The following is a 16,843-nucleotide window of genomic DNA, read 5'->3' as shown; positions in this document are numbered from 1 at the left end:
TGACCGTCTACACGCCGGTGCCGGCGTTGTAGGTGGAAGTGGCCGAACCGAAGGTGCCGGTGGAGAGCGAGCCGGCTGCAGGGTCGGACAGCGTGAGCGTGGCGGTGATGGTGTCGCCGGTATCCACGTCGGTCACCACGATATCGTCCAGCGCCACCGCGCCGCCGCCCTCGGTGGCGGACTTGCTCTGGGTGAGGTTGGTCGCGGTCGGCGCATCGCTCACGCCGGTGATGGTGACACTGATGGTGCCATCCGCCGGGCCGGTATCGGCCGCGTCGCGAATCCGCGTGGCGATGGTGAAGTTCTGGTCGTTGTTGGCCGAGGGGGTCAAGGCCACGGCGGCCAGTGCCGCGTTGACGTCCGCCACCGAGCCGGTGACCGTCCACATGCCGGTGCCGGCGTTGTAGGTGGAAGTGGCCGAGCCGAAGGTGCCGCTGGAGAGCGAGCCGGCTGCAGGGTCGGACAGCGTGAGCGTGGCGGTGAGGGTGTCGCCGGTGTCCACGTCGGTCACCACGATATCGTCCAGCGCCACCGCGCCACCGCCCTCTGTGGCGGCCTTGCTCTGGGTGAGGTTGGTTGCGCTCGGCGCGTCGTTGACGCCGGTCACGGTGACGCTGATGGTGCCGTCGGCCGGGCCGGTATCGGCGGCGTCGCGGATGCGCGTGGCGATGGTGAAGTTCTGGTCGTTGTTGGCCGAGGGAGTCAGTGCCACGGCGGCCAGTGCGGCGTTGACGTCCGCCACCGAGCCGGTGACCGTCCAAACCCCGGTGCCGGCGTTGTAGGTGGAGGTGGCCGAACCGAAGGTGCCGGTGGAAAGCGAGCCGGCCGCCGGATCGGACAGCGTGAGCGTGGCGGTGATGGTGTCGCCGGTGTCCACGTCGGTCACCACGATATCGTCCAGCGCCACCGCGCCGCCGCCCTCGGTGGCGGACTTGCTCTGGGTGAGGTTGGTCGCGGTCGGCGCGTCGTTGACGCCGGTGACGGTGACGCTGATGGTGCCGTCGGCCGGGCCGGCGTTAGCGGCGTCGCGAATGCGTGTGGCGATGGTGAAGTTCTGGTCGTTGTTGGCCGAGGGCGTCAGAGCCACGGCGGCCAGTGCCGCGTTGACGTCCGCCACCGAGCCGGTGACCGTCCACACGCCGGTGCCGGCGTTGTAGGTGGAGGTGGCCGAGCCGAAGGTGCCGGTGGACAGAGAGCCGGCCGCGGGATTGGACAGCGTGAGGGTGGCGGTGATGGTGTCGCCGGCATCCGCATCGGTCACCACGATGTCGTCCAGCGCCACTGCACCGCCGGCCTCGGTCGCGGCCTTGCTCTGCGTGAGATTGGTTGCGGTTGGAGCGACATTGGGCAGAACGGCAGCAGAAACGGCTATGTCGTCGATATAAAAGAACAGGTCAGAGGAGCCGTTCTGCTGAACGATGCGGAATTGATCGATGTTCTGCCAATCCTGATCGCCGCCATGATTGAGCGTTACGGTGGTGTCAGCGCCAACTGAGGCCGTGAAATCCTGTGAGGCTACCTCGACGCCATCGCGATAACCGATGACCCGCACGGCAGTCCCCATGTTCACATTTTCCAGATGGAACGACTGCAACCAGAATTCCTCACCGCTGGTTGCGGTGAACCTGGCTTCCTTGACTACGCCGAAATAGCCCTCGACTTTCAGCGCCTTGTCGGAGCCATCGTTTGCCAGAATGGTATCAATGCTGTTCCGGGTGACATCGAGATAGCTTGGCGTTCCCCCGCTATCCGGCGCGTTGTTGCCGCCGCTATCGACGAGGCTCACAGTCCAGCCATCGAACACCCTTGGACTACCACCGAGGCTATAACCCCCACCGTCCACCGTCACACTGTCGAAATCCAGCGTCGTCGGAGCCGCGAGCAGCGCATCGAATTCGGTGGCAGCAAGCGACGCGGCCTCGATGACGCCTGCCTGGGCTTCCAGAATCCAGTTCCCGCCCAGGCGCTGGGCGCCGGTATTGTCAGTGGAAGCAGCGACGTCCGCCTGGGTCAAGCGCGCCAGTTCTGTAACCAGCGCACTCCCTGCTGCGCCTTCGCCGGTACTGCAACCGTAGAGGAGAAAGTCACCATCAACGCTCAGCGCATCGCCAATGCGGGCCAGGGTTTCGCTATGGCTGGCAAGATCGGCAGCATCGATCCAGGCATTGCCCGCCTTGAACGCACCGCTTTCGCCATGGGAAAGGAGGTGGATCGCATCGATGCCCGTGCGCCCTTCCAGATACTCGGCCATCTGCTCCAGGCCATTGCGCGAGGCATCCAGCACCACCACCTCGGCGCCCGTCGGCAGGCCCGCTAGCAGCTGTTGGTAGTTCTGGATATTTCCATCGACGAACACCACTTCGCGTCGGGTATCGGCGGCTCCACTATCAACGGCTGGGGTGTCCTGGGCATCCTGCTGGGAGGCTCCATCGGAAGCCGGAGCGCTGGCAGCCGAGGCACTGTCCGCCACCTCGATCGCAGTGGCCGCCACGGCGCCGTCGAACAGCATGCGCGGCTCCAGGGAAAGCGCCAGCGGCGAACGTACCGAGGCCGGTTGGGGGCGTTGCCCCAGCCTCACCCAGGACAGATCCTGCCAGAGATCCAACCATTTCATCCCGCACCTCCGTGCTGCTTCGAGCGTTGCCGATGACCGTGAAACCGGGCCTCGAGCATTTTTCATTGTTGGCAGCGAAAGGTCGGCGCGCGGGCACCGACCTTCACCATCAGCTATGCGACGGGAAAATCCCCTGCAGGGCAATCACGAAATTGATGCCGATATAGGGGTTGCGCAACGGGACCGGGATATTGCTGCCGGAAATGCCAGTCGTATTGGCCGGTACCGCCGCCGAGCCGGTCAGAGTCACGTTGAACGGCGCCAAGGTATCGGTGCCGCTCTGAGCGCTGTTGTAGATGGCGAAAGGGCGGCCTCCGCTGCTAGGTGCAGCCGGTACGGCATTGGCCGGCGAGCCGACGGAGGCGGTGGTGGTAGACACCGGTACGGCGACAGGGCCGGTCACGCTCACTGGCACGTTCTCGGCCGGCAGAGCGTGGTTGTGAGCCGGCATATTGCTGGTCAACAGGGTCACAGTCTCGGTGCCCGCCATCTCGCCCTGAACGATAGGACTCAACCCCGGCCCCTGGCCGATGCCTACCGGGCTGCGGCCCTGCAAGTCGGGCAGGCCGAAGGTGGTCTGGCCGTTACCGCCGTACATGGTGCCGAGCAGGGAAAACAATGCGGTGTTCTGCGCGATCGACATGATCTGTCCCTGACAGAACGCCCAACCTTGCGGGGCAAAGTTGAAACCGACCATGCGGATTTCGCCGAGAAAAGGCTCGCTCATAGGTGTATCTCCTCATCGCTTCTTATGGGTGCGGGCTTCCTGTGACTGCCCGCACGCTAGGTTGCCTGAACGGCAAGTCATTTCGGCTACGCCAGGGCCTTTTCCCGGTGGAATACCGCCTCCAGGCAAGGTCGACCCTCGGCATCGGGACGAACCGGGGTCAACAAGAGCTCCCAATTGCCTCCATCCGGGCCGTGCAGTTGGTATAGCGCCTGCGGCAAGGCCAGTCCTTCCGGCATCCGGAACAGCAGGGAAAAGCACTCGTAGCGGGTATTCATCGGTACGCGCTGCTCCACATGCTGCAACTCGACGTCCAGGGAGTGCTCCGGATCGAGGTGCAGGCGAAAGGAGCAACCGCTGGCCTGCAGGAAATAGTCATAGGTGGGCATGGGCTGCATCAATGGACTCCTCAAAGCGTCGCGGACCGCAACCCGTCCGCCCGGGACGGTTGCGCGGCGGCTGGCTTGCGCATCTTCAGGTAGATGCCGTTCTCACCTGCCACTTCGAATCCGAAGCGCTGGTACAGGCGAAAGGCGGGATTGTCACCTTCCACATGCAGGCCCACGGCGAGCCCGCGCGCCTCGGCCCGCTCAAGAAGATCGGCGAGCAGGCCGCTCCCCAGCCCGGCACCACGGCATTCGGGCAGCAGGGAAATGTCGATGATCTGCAGCGTGGTCTCGCCCCAGAACAGATAAAGGCGACCGATGGCCTGGCCGTCGCGCTCGATCAGCCAGAACTCGCCGTCGGGAAAGTGTTCCTGGTAATAACGGTGCTGGAGGCTGAATTGCTGGGCGAGGAACTCGGCGACGGTCTCGGCGGGCCAGCCGCTGCGGGCCATTTCCGTTTGCCGCGTGGACGCATAGAGACGGCACAGGAACGCCTCGTCGGTGGCCTCGATGGGGCGGAAATGAAGCGCGGTGTCGGTCATCGGATTCGGCATCCCTGCTCACGTTTACTCATGCGGCGCTGCGGTGGCCAGCGCTTGCGTCGATGCAAGCCTAGTCCAATCCGTCGAATTGTCCTACAGCGCCAGATAATGGCGAAGTGCCAGGCAATACGCAAAAAAAGTTCGCCGGCCATTCGCCCGATAGGTCGCAGCACCTCAGAAGCCGCTTTCCCGCACACCCAGTGCGGCCACTCGCCGCCAGGCCGCGCCCAGCAAGGACTCCGGTCGACCGTCCAGCACCACCAGGCCACGTGCGGGCTGGACCGGCACCTGCACCTCGGCACTGGCTTCCAGGCGCACGGCATACTGCGCTTGCAACGGCTTGCCCCGCTGCCGTTCGTCCCGTCGTACCGGGATGGGGCCTTGCCGATCCGACGCCAGTGCTTCGATGTCCAAATACTGCGCCCCAGTGGGGGCTACTTCGACCAAGCGTACCGCTACGGCCGGACGCAGCGGATCGTCGGCGATGAAGCGTCCTTCGCTGCCCACCTCCACTCGCCAAAGCAATTCCTCTTCCAGGTAGCCGCGCAGGCGTGCCTGATGGGTGTCGACCACCCGGGCCAGCGGCAATTGCGGCGGCAGCCAGAGCCCGGGGCGCAAGTCGCGGGACAGGTCGCGTACCACGCCGGCATGCGGCGCCCGTAATTCCAGGCGAGCGCGCTGGGCGGCCAGCCCCCGGTATTGCGCCAGCGCCTCGGCCAGTTGCTGCTCGAGAATGCCGATGTCGGCCACCGTCTCGCGCCGTCCCGACTGCCGACGCAGCTGCAGCTGAATGATCTGGATCTCGCTGCGGATGATGTGCTGGCGGGCGTCCAGATCCGGCGACTCCAGCACCATCAGCACCTGATCCGCTTCCACCCACTGGCCATCGTGGACTTGCAGAGCCTTCAGCCGCGCCGGCAGCGGCACGTGCAGCGCGCTGCTGCGCACCGCCTCCAGCACCGCCGGCACCTCCACGGCACTGCGCCAAGGCACCAGCAAAACCGCCAGCAACAGCAACGCTCCGATACCCAGCAGCATTACCCGCGAGCGTTTCGCCTGACCACGATGTGACCACCAGTGTGTCAGCTCGCGCCCGATCGGCAGACCGATGAACCAGGCCAGTTCCACCAGCATCAGGAAGATGCCGAGCAGCTTGAAGAACAGGTGATACACCGCCAGCGCGATGCCGAGAAACAGCGCCGCGCGCCACAGCCAGGAACAGTAGCCCCACCACAGCAGCTTGCGCCTTACCGCAGCGGGCAGCGGCTCGGGCTCCGGCTCGCCGTAGCCGAACAGCCATTCGCGCAGACGCCAGCGACACAGGGCGAAGGCGCGCCCCTGGAGGTTGTCCACGCCCCAGAAATCGCTGAGCAGGAAGTAGCCGTCGAAGCGCATGAAGGGATTCAGGTTCACCGCAAGGGTCGTCAGCCAGGTGGCGCTGGCCAGCATGAAGGCTGCCGTGCGTGCCGCGCCGTCCGGCAGCAGCGACCAGGCCAGCAGCGCGATACAGGCCAACGTCAACTCGGCGAGAATGCCGCCGGCACCGATCAGCAGTCGCGAGCGTCGGTCATTCACCCGCCAGGCATCGCTGACGTCGGTGTAGAACAGCGGTAGCAGCACCATGAAGGCCACGCCCATGCTCTGTACCCGGCAACCGGCGCGCTTGGCCATGTAGGCATGGCCGAACTCGTGACACAGCTTGGCGAAGGTCAGCGCCGCGCCGAAAGCCAGCGCACCGCCCAGGCTGAATAGATGCGGAAATGTGGCGAGGAAACGCTCCCAATCCCTCGCCACCAGAAACAGGCCCAGGCCGAAAACCAGCGGAAGGCCGACGCGCAGCAAGGTCCCGCCGTGGCGCTCCAGCCAGGGCCAGGTGCGGTTGAGGAAGGCATCCGGCCTCCACAGCGGGATGCGGAAGAACAGGTACTGGTGCAGCAGCGTCTTCCACAGGCCGTGACGCATGGCCGCGGCCTTGGCCGCATAGCTGGCGCGTTGCTCGGCATCGCCCGGAGAGATCAGATCGTGTCCGCGGAGAAAGCGCAGCAGCTCCTCCAGATCACTGGCCTGCAACGGCATGCCGGATTCGCGGTTGGCCGCCGCCAGTACCCGCGTCGCGTCCCCCAGACGCCAGTGTCGGAGCAGGCGCATGGCCGCGCCGCCTAGCTTGAAGTAGCGCCCGCGTAGCGGGTCGGCCAGGGTCCATTGTGGCGAACCGTCCAAGGCCGGTTCGGCGGGCGAAAGCTGCAAATCGGGGCGCAACGCCGGCAGGCCCATGTCAGAACCCCAGGGTCTGGCGCAAGGCCGCCAGAGGACGACGCAGCAAGTACACCGCCAACGGCGCGCGCTGGCCGAACAGCTTGGCCGTGCCACGCAGGCCGATGCGCGGCGGCGCACCGTCGAATGCCGCATCGAGCCGATAGGCCAGTTGCCCGTCCGGGGTCGGCTGCGCCTCGTAGGCAGCGCGCTGCAGGGTGGCGTGATAGCGGTGCAACGGGTCGCTATCGAGGAACAACGCTACCTCGGCGCCCGGCTCCAGGGCGATGGCGTCGCCCACCGGCAACTCGATACGCAGTTCCGCCTGGGCCGGATCGGCGACCTTCATCAATTGTTCGCCGGTTTGCACCGGCTTGCCGGTCCAGCGCTCGGCATCGGCGAACACCGCAATGCCGTCGCGCTCGGCGCGCAATTCGGTCCGCGCCAACAGATCGCGAGCGTAATCGCGTTCGGCGCGTTTCTGCTCCACGCGCGCGGCCAGCAGGTCGATCCGCGCACTGGACTCCGCATCGCTGAATGCCCGTTGCGAGCTGGCCTTCAGTTCGGCCTCGGCAACCCCGAGGGTGCGCTCGGCCACATCAGCCTGGGCCTTTAGCGCCGTGGCATCGAAGCGCACCAGCAGATCGCCGGTCTTGACCAGCTGGTTGGGCTTGACCAAAAACTCGGCGAGCACGCCGTCCAACGGCGAGGCCACCACACGACCGCCCAGCGGCACCACCTCGGCCGGTGCCAGCACCGACTGGCGTACCGGCATAAGCAACACCAGCAGCGCCGCCAGTCCAGCCAGCACCATGCGTTTGCGCGGCCAGCGCAGACGCCAGGGCTCGCGCGGCTGCAGGGCTAGCCAGGCGTGACCATAGGTCTCGCCGAGCGGACGCAGCAGGGCCTGCTCGGCTTCGCTCCAGGGCTGCTCGCGGGCGATCCAGAGACCACCGAACACCTGCTGGCGACGATTCTTCAGTGGCAGCCAGTACACCTGCGCTGCCGACAGGGTTCGCCAATCCTCGCGCTCCTGCCCGGCCAGCCCATCCGCGGCGATGGCCCGCGGCTCGGCCAGTTGTCCCTGCCGCTCCAGTTGCGCACAGGCGCGTTCGACGAAGGCGACGAATGGCGCATTCGGCTCGACCTGACTGACGCCGGTCAACGCCCTGACCTTGCCGGCGATCAGCAGGGCGGCGTGGCGATAGGCGAACAGCGGTTGGGCGTCGTTGACCAGGCTGTAGGCGAGCCGGTCCAGGGTATCGGCGGCACGTGCCTGCTGTTCCAGCACGAGGAACTGGGCGAACACCCGTTCGGCGAGGCCGGGCAGCGGCGCGTTCATGGCGCCGCCTCGAATCGCGCGGTGCCGCTCATGCCGGCCAGCAGCCCAGCCGACTCCTTCGGCAGTTCGCCGATCAGCAGCAACGTCTGGCTGCCCTCGTCGATTCGTGCGCCGACGCGCCCCACCTCGGCGCTCAGCGGCCGTCCGGTTTCGTCAGGAGTGAAGGTGAAGCGCTGGCCGGGGGCGAGTTGGCCGAGCCAGCGCGATGGCACCAGTAGATGAATTTCCAGTCGACTGTTGTCGACGATCTCCAGCAGTGGCGCGCCGCCGGCGACGCTTTCGTGGGGCTTGACCTTGCGCTGCACCACCTGGCCGTCGAAGGGCGCCTTCACTGTGCATCGGTTGACCTGCACCTGGTAGACCTGCGATTCGGCCTGTGCCTGTGCCTGACGCGCCTCGGCAAGCGCCACTTCGAAGCGTCCTACGGAGTTGAGCGCGGCGAGCTGCTTCTTGTGTGCCAGCTCTTCCCGCGCGGCCCGGGTAGCCGCCTGGGCAGCATTGAGCTGGGCCTGGTAGGCGCTGCAATCGAAGCGGACCAGGATGTCGCCGGTATGGAATGCTTGGCCTTCGGCGAAGGGCATTTCGACGATACGCCCGGCCAGTTCGCTGGCCAGCATCGCCTGATGACGAGCGCGCAATACGCCGCGCGCATTGCGCTCGGCAGCAGGCGCGGTGGTCGGGTCGGGCAGGTGGTCCAGCAGCGGATCGCTTGGCTGAGCGGCCAGCTGTGCCGGGCCCGCGCATATTAGGCACATCATCGCGCATGCCCAACCGACTGTTCGATGCATAGTGCTCTCCCTGCAATTTCAATCCGCGCAGTGTACGGCAGACGCCTCGTTGCGCAAGCCGACGGAACACCGACCGATCTGTCCGTCGATGCCCTGCGGCGCCGGAGCGATCGCTCGAGTCGGCCAGCCTGGCAGGCAGCCGCTCCGCATCGTAAAGATTTTTTTACGAGGCTGAGGGTTGGATCGCGGACTTTGCTGCATCCGCCTCTTGGATCAATGGTTGTAAGGTTTTATTGCCATATGCACTGGCGGATAGGGCAGGGGCATGGCGCTTCCCCGCTTGTGAGGGAACGGGGCTCTCGGTTGTCATGGGCCTAGCAGCGCCTTGCGGCGCAACCCACAACAACAATGAGGAGGCGAAATGACCGCCGTGGCCAAGATCGAGCAGCACAACCCCATCGGCACCGATGGCTTCGAGTTCGTCGAATTCACTGCGCCCAACGACGAAGGCATCCAGCAGCTGCGCCAGCTGTTCACCGCCATGGGCTTCACCGAAACCGCCAAGCACCGCTCGAAAGAGGTGTGGCTGTTCCAGCAGAACGACATCAACATCGTCCTCAATGGCAGCCCCACCGGCCATGTCCGCGCCTTCGCCGAGAAGCACGGCCCCAGCGCCTGCGCCATGGCCTTCCGGGTCAAGAACGCCGCCCAGGCAGCTGCCTACGTTGAGCAGCAGGGCGCCAAGCTGGTGGGCAGCCACGCCAACTTCGGCGAGTTGAACATCCCCTGCGTCGAAGGCATCGGCGGCTCGCTGCTGTATCTGGTCGACCGCTATGGCGACAAGACCATCTACGACGTCGACTTCGAGTACATCGAAGGCCGCAGTGCCAACGACAACGCGGTCGGCCTGCAGTGCATCGACCACCTGACCCACAACGTGCGTCGCGGGCAGATGGACGTCTGGTCCGGCTTCTACGAGCGCATCGCCAATTTCCGCGAGATCCGCTACTTCGACATCGAGGGCAAGCTCACCGGCCTGTTCTCGCGCGCCATGACCGCGCCCTGCGGCAAGATCCGCATCCCGATCAACGAGTCGGCCGACGACAAGTCGCAGATCGAGGAATTCATCCGCGAGTACCACGGCGAGGGCATTCAGCACATCGCCCTGAGCACCGACGATATCTATGCAACGGTGCGCCAACTGCGCGCCAATGGCGTGGATTTCATGACCACTCCGGATACCTATTACGAGAAGGTCGACAGCCGTGTCGCCGGCCATGGCGAGCCGCTGGAGCAGCTGCGCGAGCTGAACATCCTGATCGACGGCGCGCCGGGCGACGACGGCATCCTGCTGCAGATCTTCACCAACACGGTGATCGGCCCGATCTTCTTCGAGATCATCCAGCGCAAGGGCAACCAGGGCTTCGGCGAGGGCAACTTCAAGGCGCTGTTCGAATCCATCGAAGAGGACCAGCTGCGCCGTGGCGTGATCTCCGAGGAACAATGATGCAGCGCACCCCCGGGGTGTGCCGCGCGCATCACCGTCCCATGCACCGATAGTCGATTGTCAGGGTGCGCGCGGCCCGGACGGCCGTGCGACACCCTGCGAGGTTTGGACATGAAACTCGCATCACTGAACCAGGGCCGCGACGGCGTTCTCGTCGTGGTCTCCCGCGACCTGACCCGCGCCGTACGCGTGCCGCAAGTCGCCGCCACCCTGCAGGCCGCCCTGGACGACTGGGCCGTGGCCCGCCCCAAGCTGGAGGCGGTCTACCAGCGTCTCAACGACGGGCTGGAGGAGGGCGCCTTCGCCTTCGACCAAGCTGCCTGCCACAGCCCGCTGCCGCGTGCCTATCACTGGGCCGACGGCAGCGCCTACGTCAACCACGTCGAGCTGGTGCGCAAGGCGCGTGGCGCCGAGATGCCGGAATCCTTCTGGCACGACCCGCTGATGTATCAGGGCGGCGCCGACAGCTTTATTCCGCCGCATGCGCCCATCCGCCTGGCCGACGAGGCCTGGGGCATCGACCTGGAAGCCGAGCTGGCGGTGATCACCGACGACGTGCCGATGGGCGCCACGCCGGCCGAGGCCGGCGAGCACATCCGCCTGTTGCTGCTGGTCAACGACGTGTCCCTGCGCAACCTGATCCCCGGCGAGTTGGCCAAGGGCTTCGGCTTCTACCAGAGCAAGCCGTCGTCGAGCTTCTCGCCGGTGGCAATCACCCCGGACGAGCTGGGCGAGAGCTGGAAGGACGGCAAGGTGCATCGGCCGCTGGTGTCGCACATCAACGGCGCGCTGTTCGGCCAGCCTGACGCCGGCGTGGACATGACCTTCAACTTCCCCACCCTGGTCGCCCACGCAGCCAAGACCCGGCCGCTGGGCGCCGGCACCATCATCGGCTCCGGCACCGTGTCGAACTACGACCGCAGCGCGGGCTCTTCCTGTCTGGCGGAAAAGCGCATGCTGGAAATCGTCGAGTCGGGCGAGGCGAAAACGCCCTTTCTCAAGTTCGGCGACCGGGTGCGTATCGAGATGTTCGACGCCAGCGGCCAGAGCCTCTTCGGCGCCATCGATCAGGTGGTGGAAAAATATGAGCACTGATGCGGGGCGTGATCGTAGGAGCCGGCTTGCCGGCGATGTTGTTGCGCCAGGCGAATCGCCAGCAAGCTGGCTCCTACAGGATGCATCGGTATGCTGAAACTCTACGGCTACTGGCGCTCCAGCGCCGCCTACCGCGTGCGCATCGCCCTGAACCTCAAGGGCCTGGCGTACCAGCAGGTGCCGGTGCACCTGGTCAAGGATGGTGGCCAGCAGCACGGCGCCGACTACCGCGCGCTGAATCCGCAGGGGCTGCTGCCGCTGCTGGTGGACGAGGAGAACGGCGGCGTGCGCATCGCCCAGTCGCTGGCGATTCTCGAGTACCTCGAGGAGATCTTCCCGGTGCCGACGCTGCTGCCGGCCGACCCCGCCGAGCGCGCGCAGGTACGGGCGCTGGCGCTGCATATCGCCTGCGATGTGCATCCGCTGAACAACCTGCGCGTGCTGCAGTACCTGTCCGCCGAGCTGGGCGCCTCCGACGAGGCGAAGAACGCCTGGTACCGGCACTGGGTCGCGCTGGGACTGGCGGCGGTGGAGCAGGGCCTGGCGCCGTTCGACGGGCGCCTGTCGCTCGGCGAACGGCCGGGTTATCTGGAAGCCTGCCTGATCCCGCAGCTGTATAATGCGCGGCGTTTTAACTGTGACCTTGCCGCGTACCCACGCATTCTCGCCCTGGCGGCGCGCTGCGAATCCCTGCAGGCCTTCCAACAGGCCGCGCCGGAGGTGCAGCCCGACGCCCAGTGAGCCCGGCTGGCATTGCCTGCCGTGCCCAGGCGAACCCGGCCCGATAAAAGCCTTGCATTCCGCTGCGCCACAAGCGCGGCGGGTCCGATTCTCGTCACAGATAAAAACAAACAGGTGACGCATGACCCGTGAAAAACCGAAGAACCTCTGGCTCTCGCGCTGGGGTTTCATCCTCGCTGCAACCGGCTCGGCCGTCGGCCTGGGCAATATCTGGAAATTCCCCTACATCACCGGCGAATACGGCGGCGGCGCCTTCGTGCTGATGTACCTGGCCTGCATCCTGGCCATCGGCATCCCGGTGATGATGACCGAGATCGCCCTCGGCCGCCGCGGCCGCGGCAGCCCCATCGACGCCATCGGCCGGGTGGTCCGCGAGAACGGCGGCAACCCGCTGTGGAAGGCGGTCGGCGGCATGGCCATGCTCGCCGGCTTCATGATCCTGTGCTTCTACGTGGTGGTCGCCGGCTGGGCCTTTGCCTACACTTGGAAGATGCTCGACGGCTCGCTGGCCGCCACCAGCGTCGAGGCGCTCGGCGGGGTGTTCGAGGCGCACAACGCCAATCCCTGGCAGCTCGGCGGCTGGAGCGTGCTGGTGGCGCTGCTGACCCTGTGGATCGTCGCCAAGGGTGTGCAGCAGGGCATCGAGCGCGCCGTGCGCTGGATGATGCCGGGTCTGGCGCTGATGCTGATCGTGCTGGTGGGTTACGCCTTGACCAGCGGCAGCTTCCAGGCCGGCTTCGACTTCCTCTTTCATTTCGATGCCTCGAAGATCACCGGTGAGGCGCTGCTGGCCGCCCTCGGCCACGCCTTCTTCACCCTCAGCCTGGCCTCCGGCGCCATCCTCACCTACGGCTCCTACATTCCCGACGGCCAGTCCATCGCCCGCACCACCTTCCTGGTGGCGATCTGCGACACCTGCGTGGCGCTGCTCGCCGGCCTGGCGATCTTCCCGATCATCTTCGCCAACGGCATGAGCCCGGGCGCAGGGCCTGGGCTGATCTTCATGAGCCTGCCGCTGGCCTTCCAGCAGATGCCGCTGGGCACCGCCTTCGGCGTGCTGTTCTTCGCCATGGTGTCGATCGCCGCGCTGACCTCGGCGATCTCCATGATCGAGGCGACCGTTGCCTACCTGAACGAGAAGCACGGCATCAGCCGCCTGAAATCGGCGGTGCTGGCCGGCTCCGTGCTGCTGGTCATCAGCCTGCTGGCGATGCTTTCGTTCAACCTGCTGGCCGGCTGGACACCGCTGGGCAAGAACGTCTTCGACTGGCTGGACTACCTGACCTCGCGCTGGATGATGCCGTTGGGCGGCATCTTCATGGTGATCCTCGCCGGCTATGTGCTGCGCGGCGAGATCATGCGCGACGAACTGGACCTGCCGCCGGCCGGCTACGCGCTGTGGCTGTTCATGGTGCGCTACGTCAGCCCGGTGCTGATCCTGGTGGTGTTCCTGCATGCCCTGGGCTGGCTGCTGTTCGACCCGGTGGCACAGTGGTACTGGATCGCCGGCGCCATCGGCCTGCTGGCGCTGGCCGGCGAAGCGCTGCGGCCGCGGGTGATGCCGGTGCTGGCCGGTCGCTGACTCCGCCGGCGGGTCGCCAAGGCGCAGCTCCGGACGGGGCTGCGCCTTTTTTTCGGCTTGCATCGCGTCAGGCCGGCGCCGAGTGTGGGGCGCCCAGCTGCGAAGGGTGCGCCGTGCGCAGCGACCAGCGAGCGCGTGCGACCTGCCTGGCTGCGAACCTCCGTCTCCGTCCATCCTTGGCGAAAAGTCGCCAGATAATCGGCGCCAATAAGCGGATAGTTGCCGATCCGCGCCTGAGGCTTGGCTATAGTCGAACGTATCCTCTTGGCCAACTGCCAGCACTCAAGCCCCTGCACGGCCTGCCGATGTTCTAGGGCAGGCCTGGCACAAGGGTTGCGTGGGGTATCGGCCAGGCCGCGCTCACGAGGCGCGACCCTATAAGAAGAATCTGGAGTCGTCCTATGTTTGAACCTGCCGCTCGTGTGTTCGCCAACCTTGCCGTCGGCAAGAAACTGTTCTGCGGCTTCGGTCTGGTGCTGCTGCTCACTGCGGCAATGACCGGCAGCGGTTTCCTCGCCGTGCAGGCGGTGCTGCAGGGCCATCAGCAGACCGGGCAACTGGCGCAGGTCAATCAGGAGATCCTTCAGGCGCGTCGGCTGGAGCGCAATTTCGCCATCGAACGGAGCAGCGATAGCGCCGATCGCGTGCGTGCCAGTCTGAGCAAGGTAGAGGACATGCTGGCGCGTATGGCGCAAGCCGCCGCTGCGGAAGGCGGGCGTGTGCAGACCATGCAGCAGGCCACCGCAGACTATCGCGAACAGTTCGACAGCTATGTCGAGTTGCAGGACAAGGCACGTGAGGCACGTCAGGACATGCGTAACGCCGCCGCCGAGGCGCGCGATCAGTTCGAGGTGGTCGAGCTGGACATGTATGACGCGGTGCGCGAGATGCGCCTGCAGGGCGACAAGCTGCGCGGCAGCGACCCGCTGACCCTGGCCGAGACCGCCTCCGGTCTGAGCAAGCGCATGCTCGATTTGCGCGGCCACGAGAGCCTTTACATCATCGAGGGTTCGGCCGAGGCGCTGGAGGAGTGGGAGTACGTCAGCGAAGACCTGCAGAGCGTGGCCCGTAGCCTGATGGTCTGGCTCAACGACGAGCAGAAGGGCGCGATCGAGACCGCGCTGCAGGCATTGACGCTGTACCAGCGCTCCTTCCTCTACTACCAGCAGATCCGCGAGCAGAACCAGGCAACGGAAAGCGCCATGATCGAGCGCGCCCGCTCGGTACTTGGCCTGGCCGAGGCCGCGCAGGCCGGTGCCGAACAGGGCATGCTCGACGACAGTCGGCGCGCCCTGCTGATACTCGGCAGCATGGGCGCCGCGGCGGTGGTGCTGGGCCTGTGCGCCGCGCTGCTGATCACCCGCTCCATCGTCGTGCCGCTGCGCCAGAGCGTGAGCTTCGCCCAGCGCATCGCCTCGGGCGATCTGAGCCAGGACTTCGCCCAGCAGCGTCGCGACGAGGTCGGCCAGCTGTTCGCCGCCATGCAGGACATGACCCTCAGTCTGCGTAACCTGGTCGGCCGCATCGGTGGCGGGGTGGGACAGATCGCCGCCGCCGCCGAACAGCTGTCGGCGATCACCGCGCAGACCAGCGCCGGGGTGCAGACGCAGAAGCTGGAGACCGAGCAGACCGCCACCGCCATGCACCAGATGGCCGCCACCGTGCAGGAGGTGGCGCAGAACGCCGAGCAGGCCTCGCTGGCGGCGCGCGACGCCGACCAGGAGGCGCAGCAGGGCAACCGCGTGGTGCAGCAGGCGGTGGATCAGATCGATGGCCTGGCCAGCGAGGTGGAGCAGTCCGCCGAGGCCATCGCCGCGCTCAATCAGGAGAGCGCGCGCATCGGCAGCGTGCTCGAGGTGATCCGCAACGTCGCCGAGCAGACCAACCTGCTGGCACTCAACGCCGCCATCGAGGCCGCCCGCGCCGGCGAGCAGGGCCGCGGTTTCGCCGTGGTCGCCGACGAGGTGCGTGCGCTGGCCAAGCGTGCGCAGGACAGCACCGAGGAGATCGAGAGCCTGATCGCCGGCCTGCAGCGCATGGCCAAGGGCGCCGTGGAGCAGATGGACAGCAGCCGCGACCTGACCCGGCGCACCGTCGAGCTGGCCGGCCAGGCGGGCGACGCCCTGGGCCGCATCACCCAGGCGGTGAGCACCATCGAGCAGATGAACCAGCAGATCGCCGCCGCCGCCGAGGAGCAGAGCGCGGTGGCCGAGGCGATCAACGAGAGCGTCACCCGCGTGCGCGACATCGGCGAGCAGAGCGCCACTGCCACCGAGCAGACCGCCGCCTCCAGCGCCGAGCTGGCGCGCCTGGGCGTGGAGCTGCAGGAACTGGTGCGGCAGTTCCGCACCTGAGCCGTGTCGCTCCCCGTAGGGTGCGCTGTGCGCATCGGTTTCAGGAGGGATTTAAGCGGGCGTCGCCGCCCCGGGCGGTATGCACCGCCGGTAACTGCTTACCGCTGACTGAAGCGCTGCCCCGATAGCGCCGGGTGGTACAGCGGCTGCACCTTGTTGCCGGCCGGGTCGAGCAGATGGAAGCTGCGCGCACCATCGCCGTGATCGAAGGGGCGATCCAGCAGGGTTACCCCACGGCCCTTGAGGTAGTGGTACCAGGCGTCCAGCTCCTCGACGCTGTCGACGATGAAACCATAGTGATCGACCAGCGGCACGCCATGGCTCTCGGCGTAGGCGCGGCCGAGCGACAGGTTGTCGTTGCCGCAGGTCAGGTAGACCAGATCCTGGTTGGCGCGGTGCAGCACCTGCATGCCCAGCACCTCGACGTAGAAGCGCTCGCATTCCTCCAGGTTGGGCACCAGCAGGGCCAGATGACGCAGGCCGTTGAGGCGGGGCGGACGTTCGAGCATGTTCTTGCACTCCAGTATGTATACAATTCACATTCCAATATAAGACATAAAGGAGTGTTCCGTGTACAGCCTGCTGCTCAAGACCCGTCTCAAGCCGGGTGGCTTCGCTGCCTTCATGGACGCCATGCGCGTCAATGCCGCCGCCTCGGTGCGTGACGAACCGGGCTGCCTGACCTTCGACGTGCTGCGTGACCGCAGCGATGCGGATCTGGTCTGGCTTTACGAGGTCTACGTTGACGAGGCGGCCTTCGAGGCGCATATGCGCACGCCGCATTTCCTCGCCAGCCGGCCGTTGGTCGAACCGCTGATCGAGCGTCAGGACGTCATCGAAGCCGACCTGCTGGCACTCAACCCCGTCCGCTGAAGGGCGCGCGTTCGCCAGCAGTGCGCCGGACTGCGTGGCGTGCGGCGCGCGCACCAGCGCTTGGGTGCCGAACAGCCTGTTGAGCCGGCCGGCGCCAGG

The 16,843-nt window shown here is 66.3% G+C and carries 14 protein-coding genes and 1 pseudogene; 7 read left to right on the top strand and 8 right to left on the bottom strand.

The window, feature by feature from the left end:
* Positions 1-7: 7 nt before the first annotated feature.
* From ACUTAF_RS13100 to ACUTAF_RS13070, 7 genes are all read right to left on the bottom strand, one after another.
* Positions 8-2,614 (bottom strand): DUF4347 domain-containing protein, encoded by a 2,607-nt coding sequence (locus ACUTAF_RS13100; RefSeq protein ID WP_445580373.1) that lies wholly within the window; start codon positions 2,612-2,614, stop codon positions 8-10.
* A 109-nt stretch (positions 2,615-2,723) separates the two neighbouring features.
* A complete protein-coding gene (locus ACUTAF_RS13095) occupies positions 2,724-3,341 on the bottom strand; it encodes a phage tail protein (protein WP_445580372.1) in 618 nt (205 codons plus the stop codon).
* Between the two features lie 86 nt (positions 3,342-3,427).
* Positions 3,428-3,739: a DUF6916 family protein gene (locus ACUTAF_RS13090; RefSeq protein ID WP_445580371.1), complete on the bottom strand. Its 312-nt coding sequence runs from the start codon at positions 3,737-3,739 to the stop codon at positions 3,428-3,430.
* Positions 3,740-3,750: 11 nt separating this feature from the next.
* Positions 3,751-4,269 (bottom strand): GNAT family N-acetyltransferase, encoded by a 519-nt coding sequence (locus ACUTAF_RS13085; protein WP_445580370.1) that lies wholly within the window; start codon positions 4,267-4,269, stop codon positions 3,751-3,753.
* Positions 4,270-4,443: 174 nt separating this feature from the next.
* Complete coding sequence (locus ACUTAF_RS13080; protein ID WP_445580369.1) at positions 4,444-6,543, bottom strand: HlyD family efflux transporter periplasmic adaptor subunit; 2,100 nt, start codon at positions 6,541-6,543, stop codon at positions 4,444-4,446.
* Position 6,544: 1 nt separating this feature from the next.
* Complete coding sequence (locus ACUTAF_RS13075; protein WP_445580368.1) at positions 6,545-7,864, bottom strand: efflux RND transporter periplasmic adaptor subunit; 1,320 nt, start codon at positions 7,862-7,864, stop codon at positions 6,545-6,547.
* On the bottom strand, positions 7,861-8,652 hold the full coding sequence (locus tag ACUTAF_RS13070; RefSeq protein WP_445580367.1) for an efflux RND transporter periplasmic adaptor subunit: 792 nt from the start codon (positions 8,650-8,652) through the stop codon (positions 7,861-7,863). The genes ACUTAF_RS13075 and ACUTAF_RS13070 overlap by 4 nt, the downstream gene beginning before the upstream one ends.
* A 361-nt stretch (positions 8,653-9,013) precedes the next feature.
* On the opposite strand from ACUTAF_RS13070, the gene hppD reads away from it, so the two are divergent.
* The 6 genes and pseudogenes from hppD to ACUTAF_RS13040 all read left to right on the top strand — a co-directional run bounded on the left by hppD (position 9,014) and on the right by ACUTAF_RS13040 (position 15,871).
* A complete protein-coding gene (gene hppD, locus ACUTAF_RS13065) occupies positions 9,014-10,099 on the top strand; it encodes a 4-hydroxyphenylpyruvate dioxygenase (protein WP_445580366.1) in 1,086 nt (361 codons plus the stop codon).
* A gap of 111 nt (positions 10,100-10,210) precedes the next feature.
* Complete coding sequence (locus tag ACUTAF_RS13060) at positions 10,211-11,194, top strand: fumarylacetoacetate hydrolase family protein (RefSeq protein WP_445580365.1); 984 nt, start codon at positions 10,211-10,213, stop codon at positions 11,192-11,194.
* A gap of 90 nt (positions 11,195-11,284) precedes the next feature.
* Positions 11,285-11,935, top strand: a complete 651-nt coding sequence (gene maiA / locus ACUTAF_RS13055; protein WP_445580364.1) for a maleylacetoacetate isomerase — start codon at positions 11,285-11,287, stop codon at positions 11,933-11,935.
* Positions 11,936-12,056: 121 nt separating this feature from the next.
* Positions 12,057-13,517, top strand: coding sequence for a sodium-dependent transporter (locus tag ACUTAF_RS13050; RefSeq protein ID WP_445580363.1), 1,461 nt, complete (start codon positions 12,057-12,059; stop codon positions 13,515-13,517).
* 401 nt (positions 13,518-13,918) lie between these two features.
* A pseudogene (locus ACUTAF_RS13045) lies at positions 13,919-15,013 on the top strand (HAMP domain-containing protein); the annotation flags it as partial.
* A complete protein-coding gene (locus ACUTAF_RS13040; RefSeq protein ID WP_445582441.1) occupies positions 14,999-15,871 on the top strand; it encodes a methyl-accepting chemotaxis protein in 873 nt (290 codons plus the stop codon). The pseudogene ACUTAF_RS13045 and the gene ACUTAF_RS13040, both read left to right, overlap by 15 nt.
* 98 nt (positions 15,872-15,969) lie before the next feature.
* Here ACUTAF_RS13040 and ACUTAF_RS13035 read toward each other — a convergent pair whose 3' ends face one another.
* A complete protein-coding gene (locus tag ACUTAF_RS13035) occupies positions 15,970-16,380 on the bottom strand; it encodes a VOC family protein (RefSeq protein ID WP_445580362.1) in 411 nt (136 codons plus the stop codon).
* 61 nt (positions 16,381-16,441) lie between these two features.
* On the opposite strand from ACUTAF_RS13035, the gene ACUTAF_RS13030 reads away from it, so the two are divergent.
* Positions 16,442-16,744, top strand: a complete 303-nt coding sequence (locus ACUTAF_RS13030) for a putative quinol monooxygenase (protein ID WP_445580361.1) — start codon at positions 16,442-16,444, stop codon at positions 16,742-16,744.
* The last annotated feature ends 99 nt before the right edge of the window (positions 16,745-16,843 follow it).

The organism is Pseudomonas sp. SP16.1, assembly GCF_052682975.1.
This window is presented reverse-complemented; position numbering and strand designations above follow the sequence as displayed.

Bases quoted from the DNA above. Each gene is read 5' to 3' on its own strand.
- ACUTAF_RS13100 (WP_445580373.1), bottom strand. From the start codon at position 2,614: ATGAAATGGTTGGATCTCTGGCAGGATCTGTCCTGGGTGAGGCTGGGG.
- ACUTAF_RS13095 (WP_445580372.1), bottom strand. From the start codon at position 3,341: ATGAGCGAGCCTTTTCTCGGCGAAATCCGCATGGTCGGTTTCAACTTT.
- ACUTAF_RS13090 (WP_445580371.1), bottom strand. From the start codon at position 3,739: ATGCAGCCCATGCCCACCTATGACTATTTCCTGCAGGCCAGCGGTTGC.
- ACUTAF_RS13085 (WP_445580370.1), bottom strand. From the start codon at position 4,269: ATGACCGACACCGCGCTTCATTTCCGCCCCATCGAGGCCACCGACGAG.
- ACUTAF_RS13080 (WP_445580369.1), bottom strand. From the start codon at position 6,543: ATGGGCCTGCCGGCGTTGCGCCCCGATTTGCAGCTTTCGCCCGCCGAA.
- ACUTAF_RS13075 (WP_445580368.1), bottom strand. From the start codon at position 7,864: ATGAACGCGCCGCTGCCCGGCCTCGCCGAACGGGTGTTCGCCCAGTTC.
- ACUTAF_RS13070 (WP_445580367.1), bottom strand. From the start codon at position 8,652: ATGCATCGAACAGTCGGTTGGGCATGCGCGATGATGTGCCTAATATGC.
- hppD (WP_445580366.1), top strand. From the start codon at position 9,014: ATGACCGCCGTGGCCAAGATCGAGCAGCACAACCCCATCGGCACCGAT.
- ACUTAF_RS13060 (WP_445580365.1), top strand. From the start codon at position 10,211: ATGAAACTCGCATCACTGAACCAGGGCCGCGACGGCGTTCTCGTCGTG.
- maiA (WP_445580364.1), top strand. From the start codon at position 11,285: ATGCTGAAACTCTACGGCTACTGGCGCTCCAGCGCCGCCTACCGCGTG.
- ACUTAF_RS13050 (WP_445580363.1), top strand. From the start codon at position 12,057: ATGACCCGTGAAAAACCGAAGAACCTCTGGCTCTCGCGCTGGGGTTTC.
- ACUTAF_RS13040 (WP_445582441.1), top strand. From the start codon at position 14,999: ATGCAGGACATGACCCTCAGTCTGCGTAACCTGGTCGGCCGCATCGGT.
- ACUTAF_RS13035 (WP_445580362.1), bottom strand. From the start codon at position 16,380: ATGCTCGAACGTCCGCCCCGCCTCAACGGCCTGCGTCATCTGGCCCTG.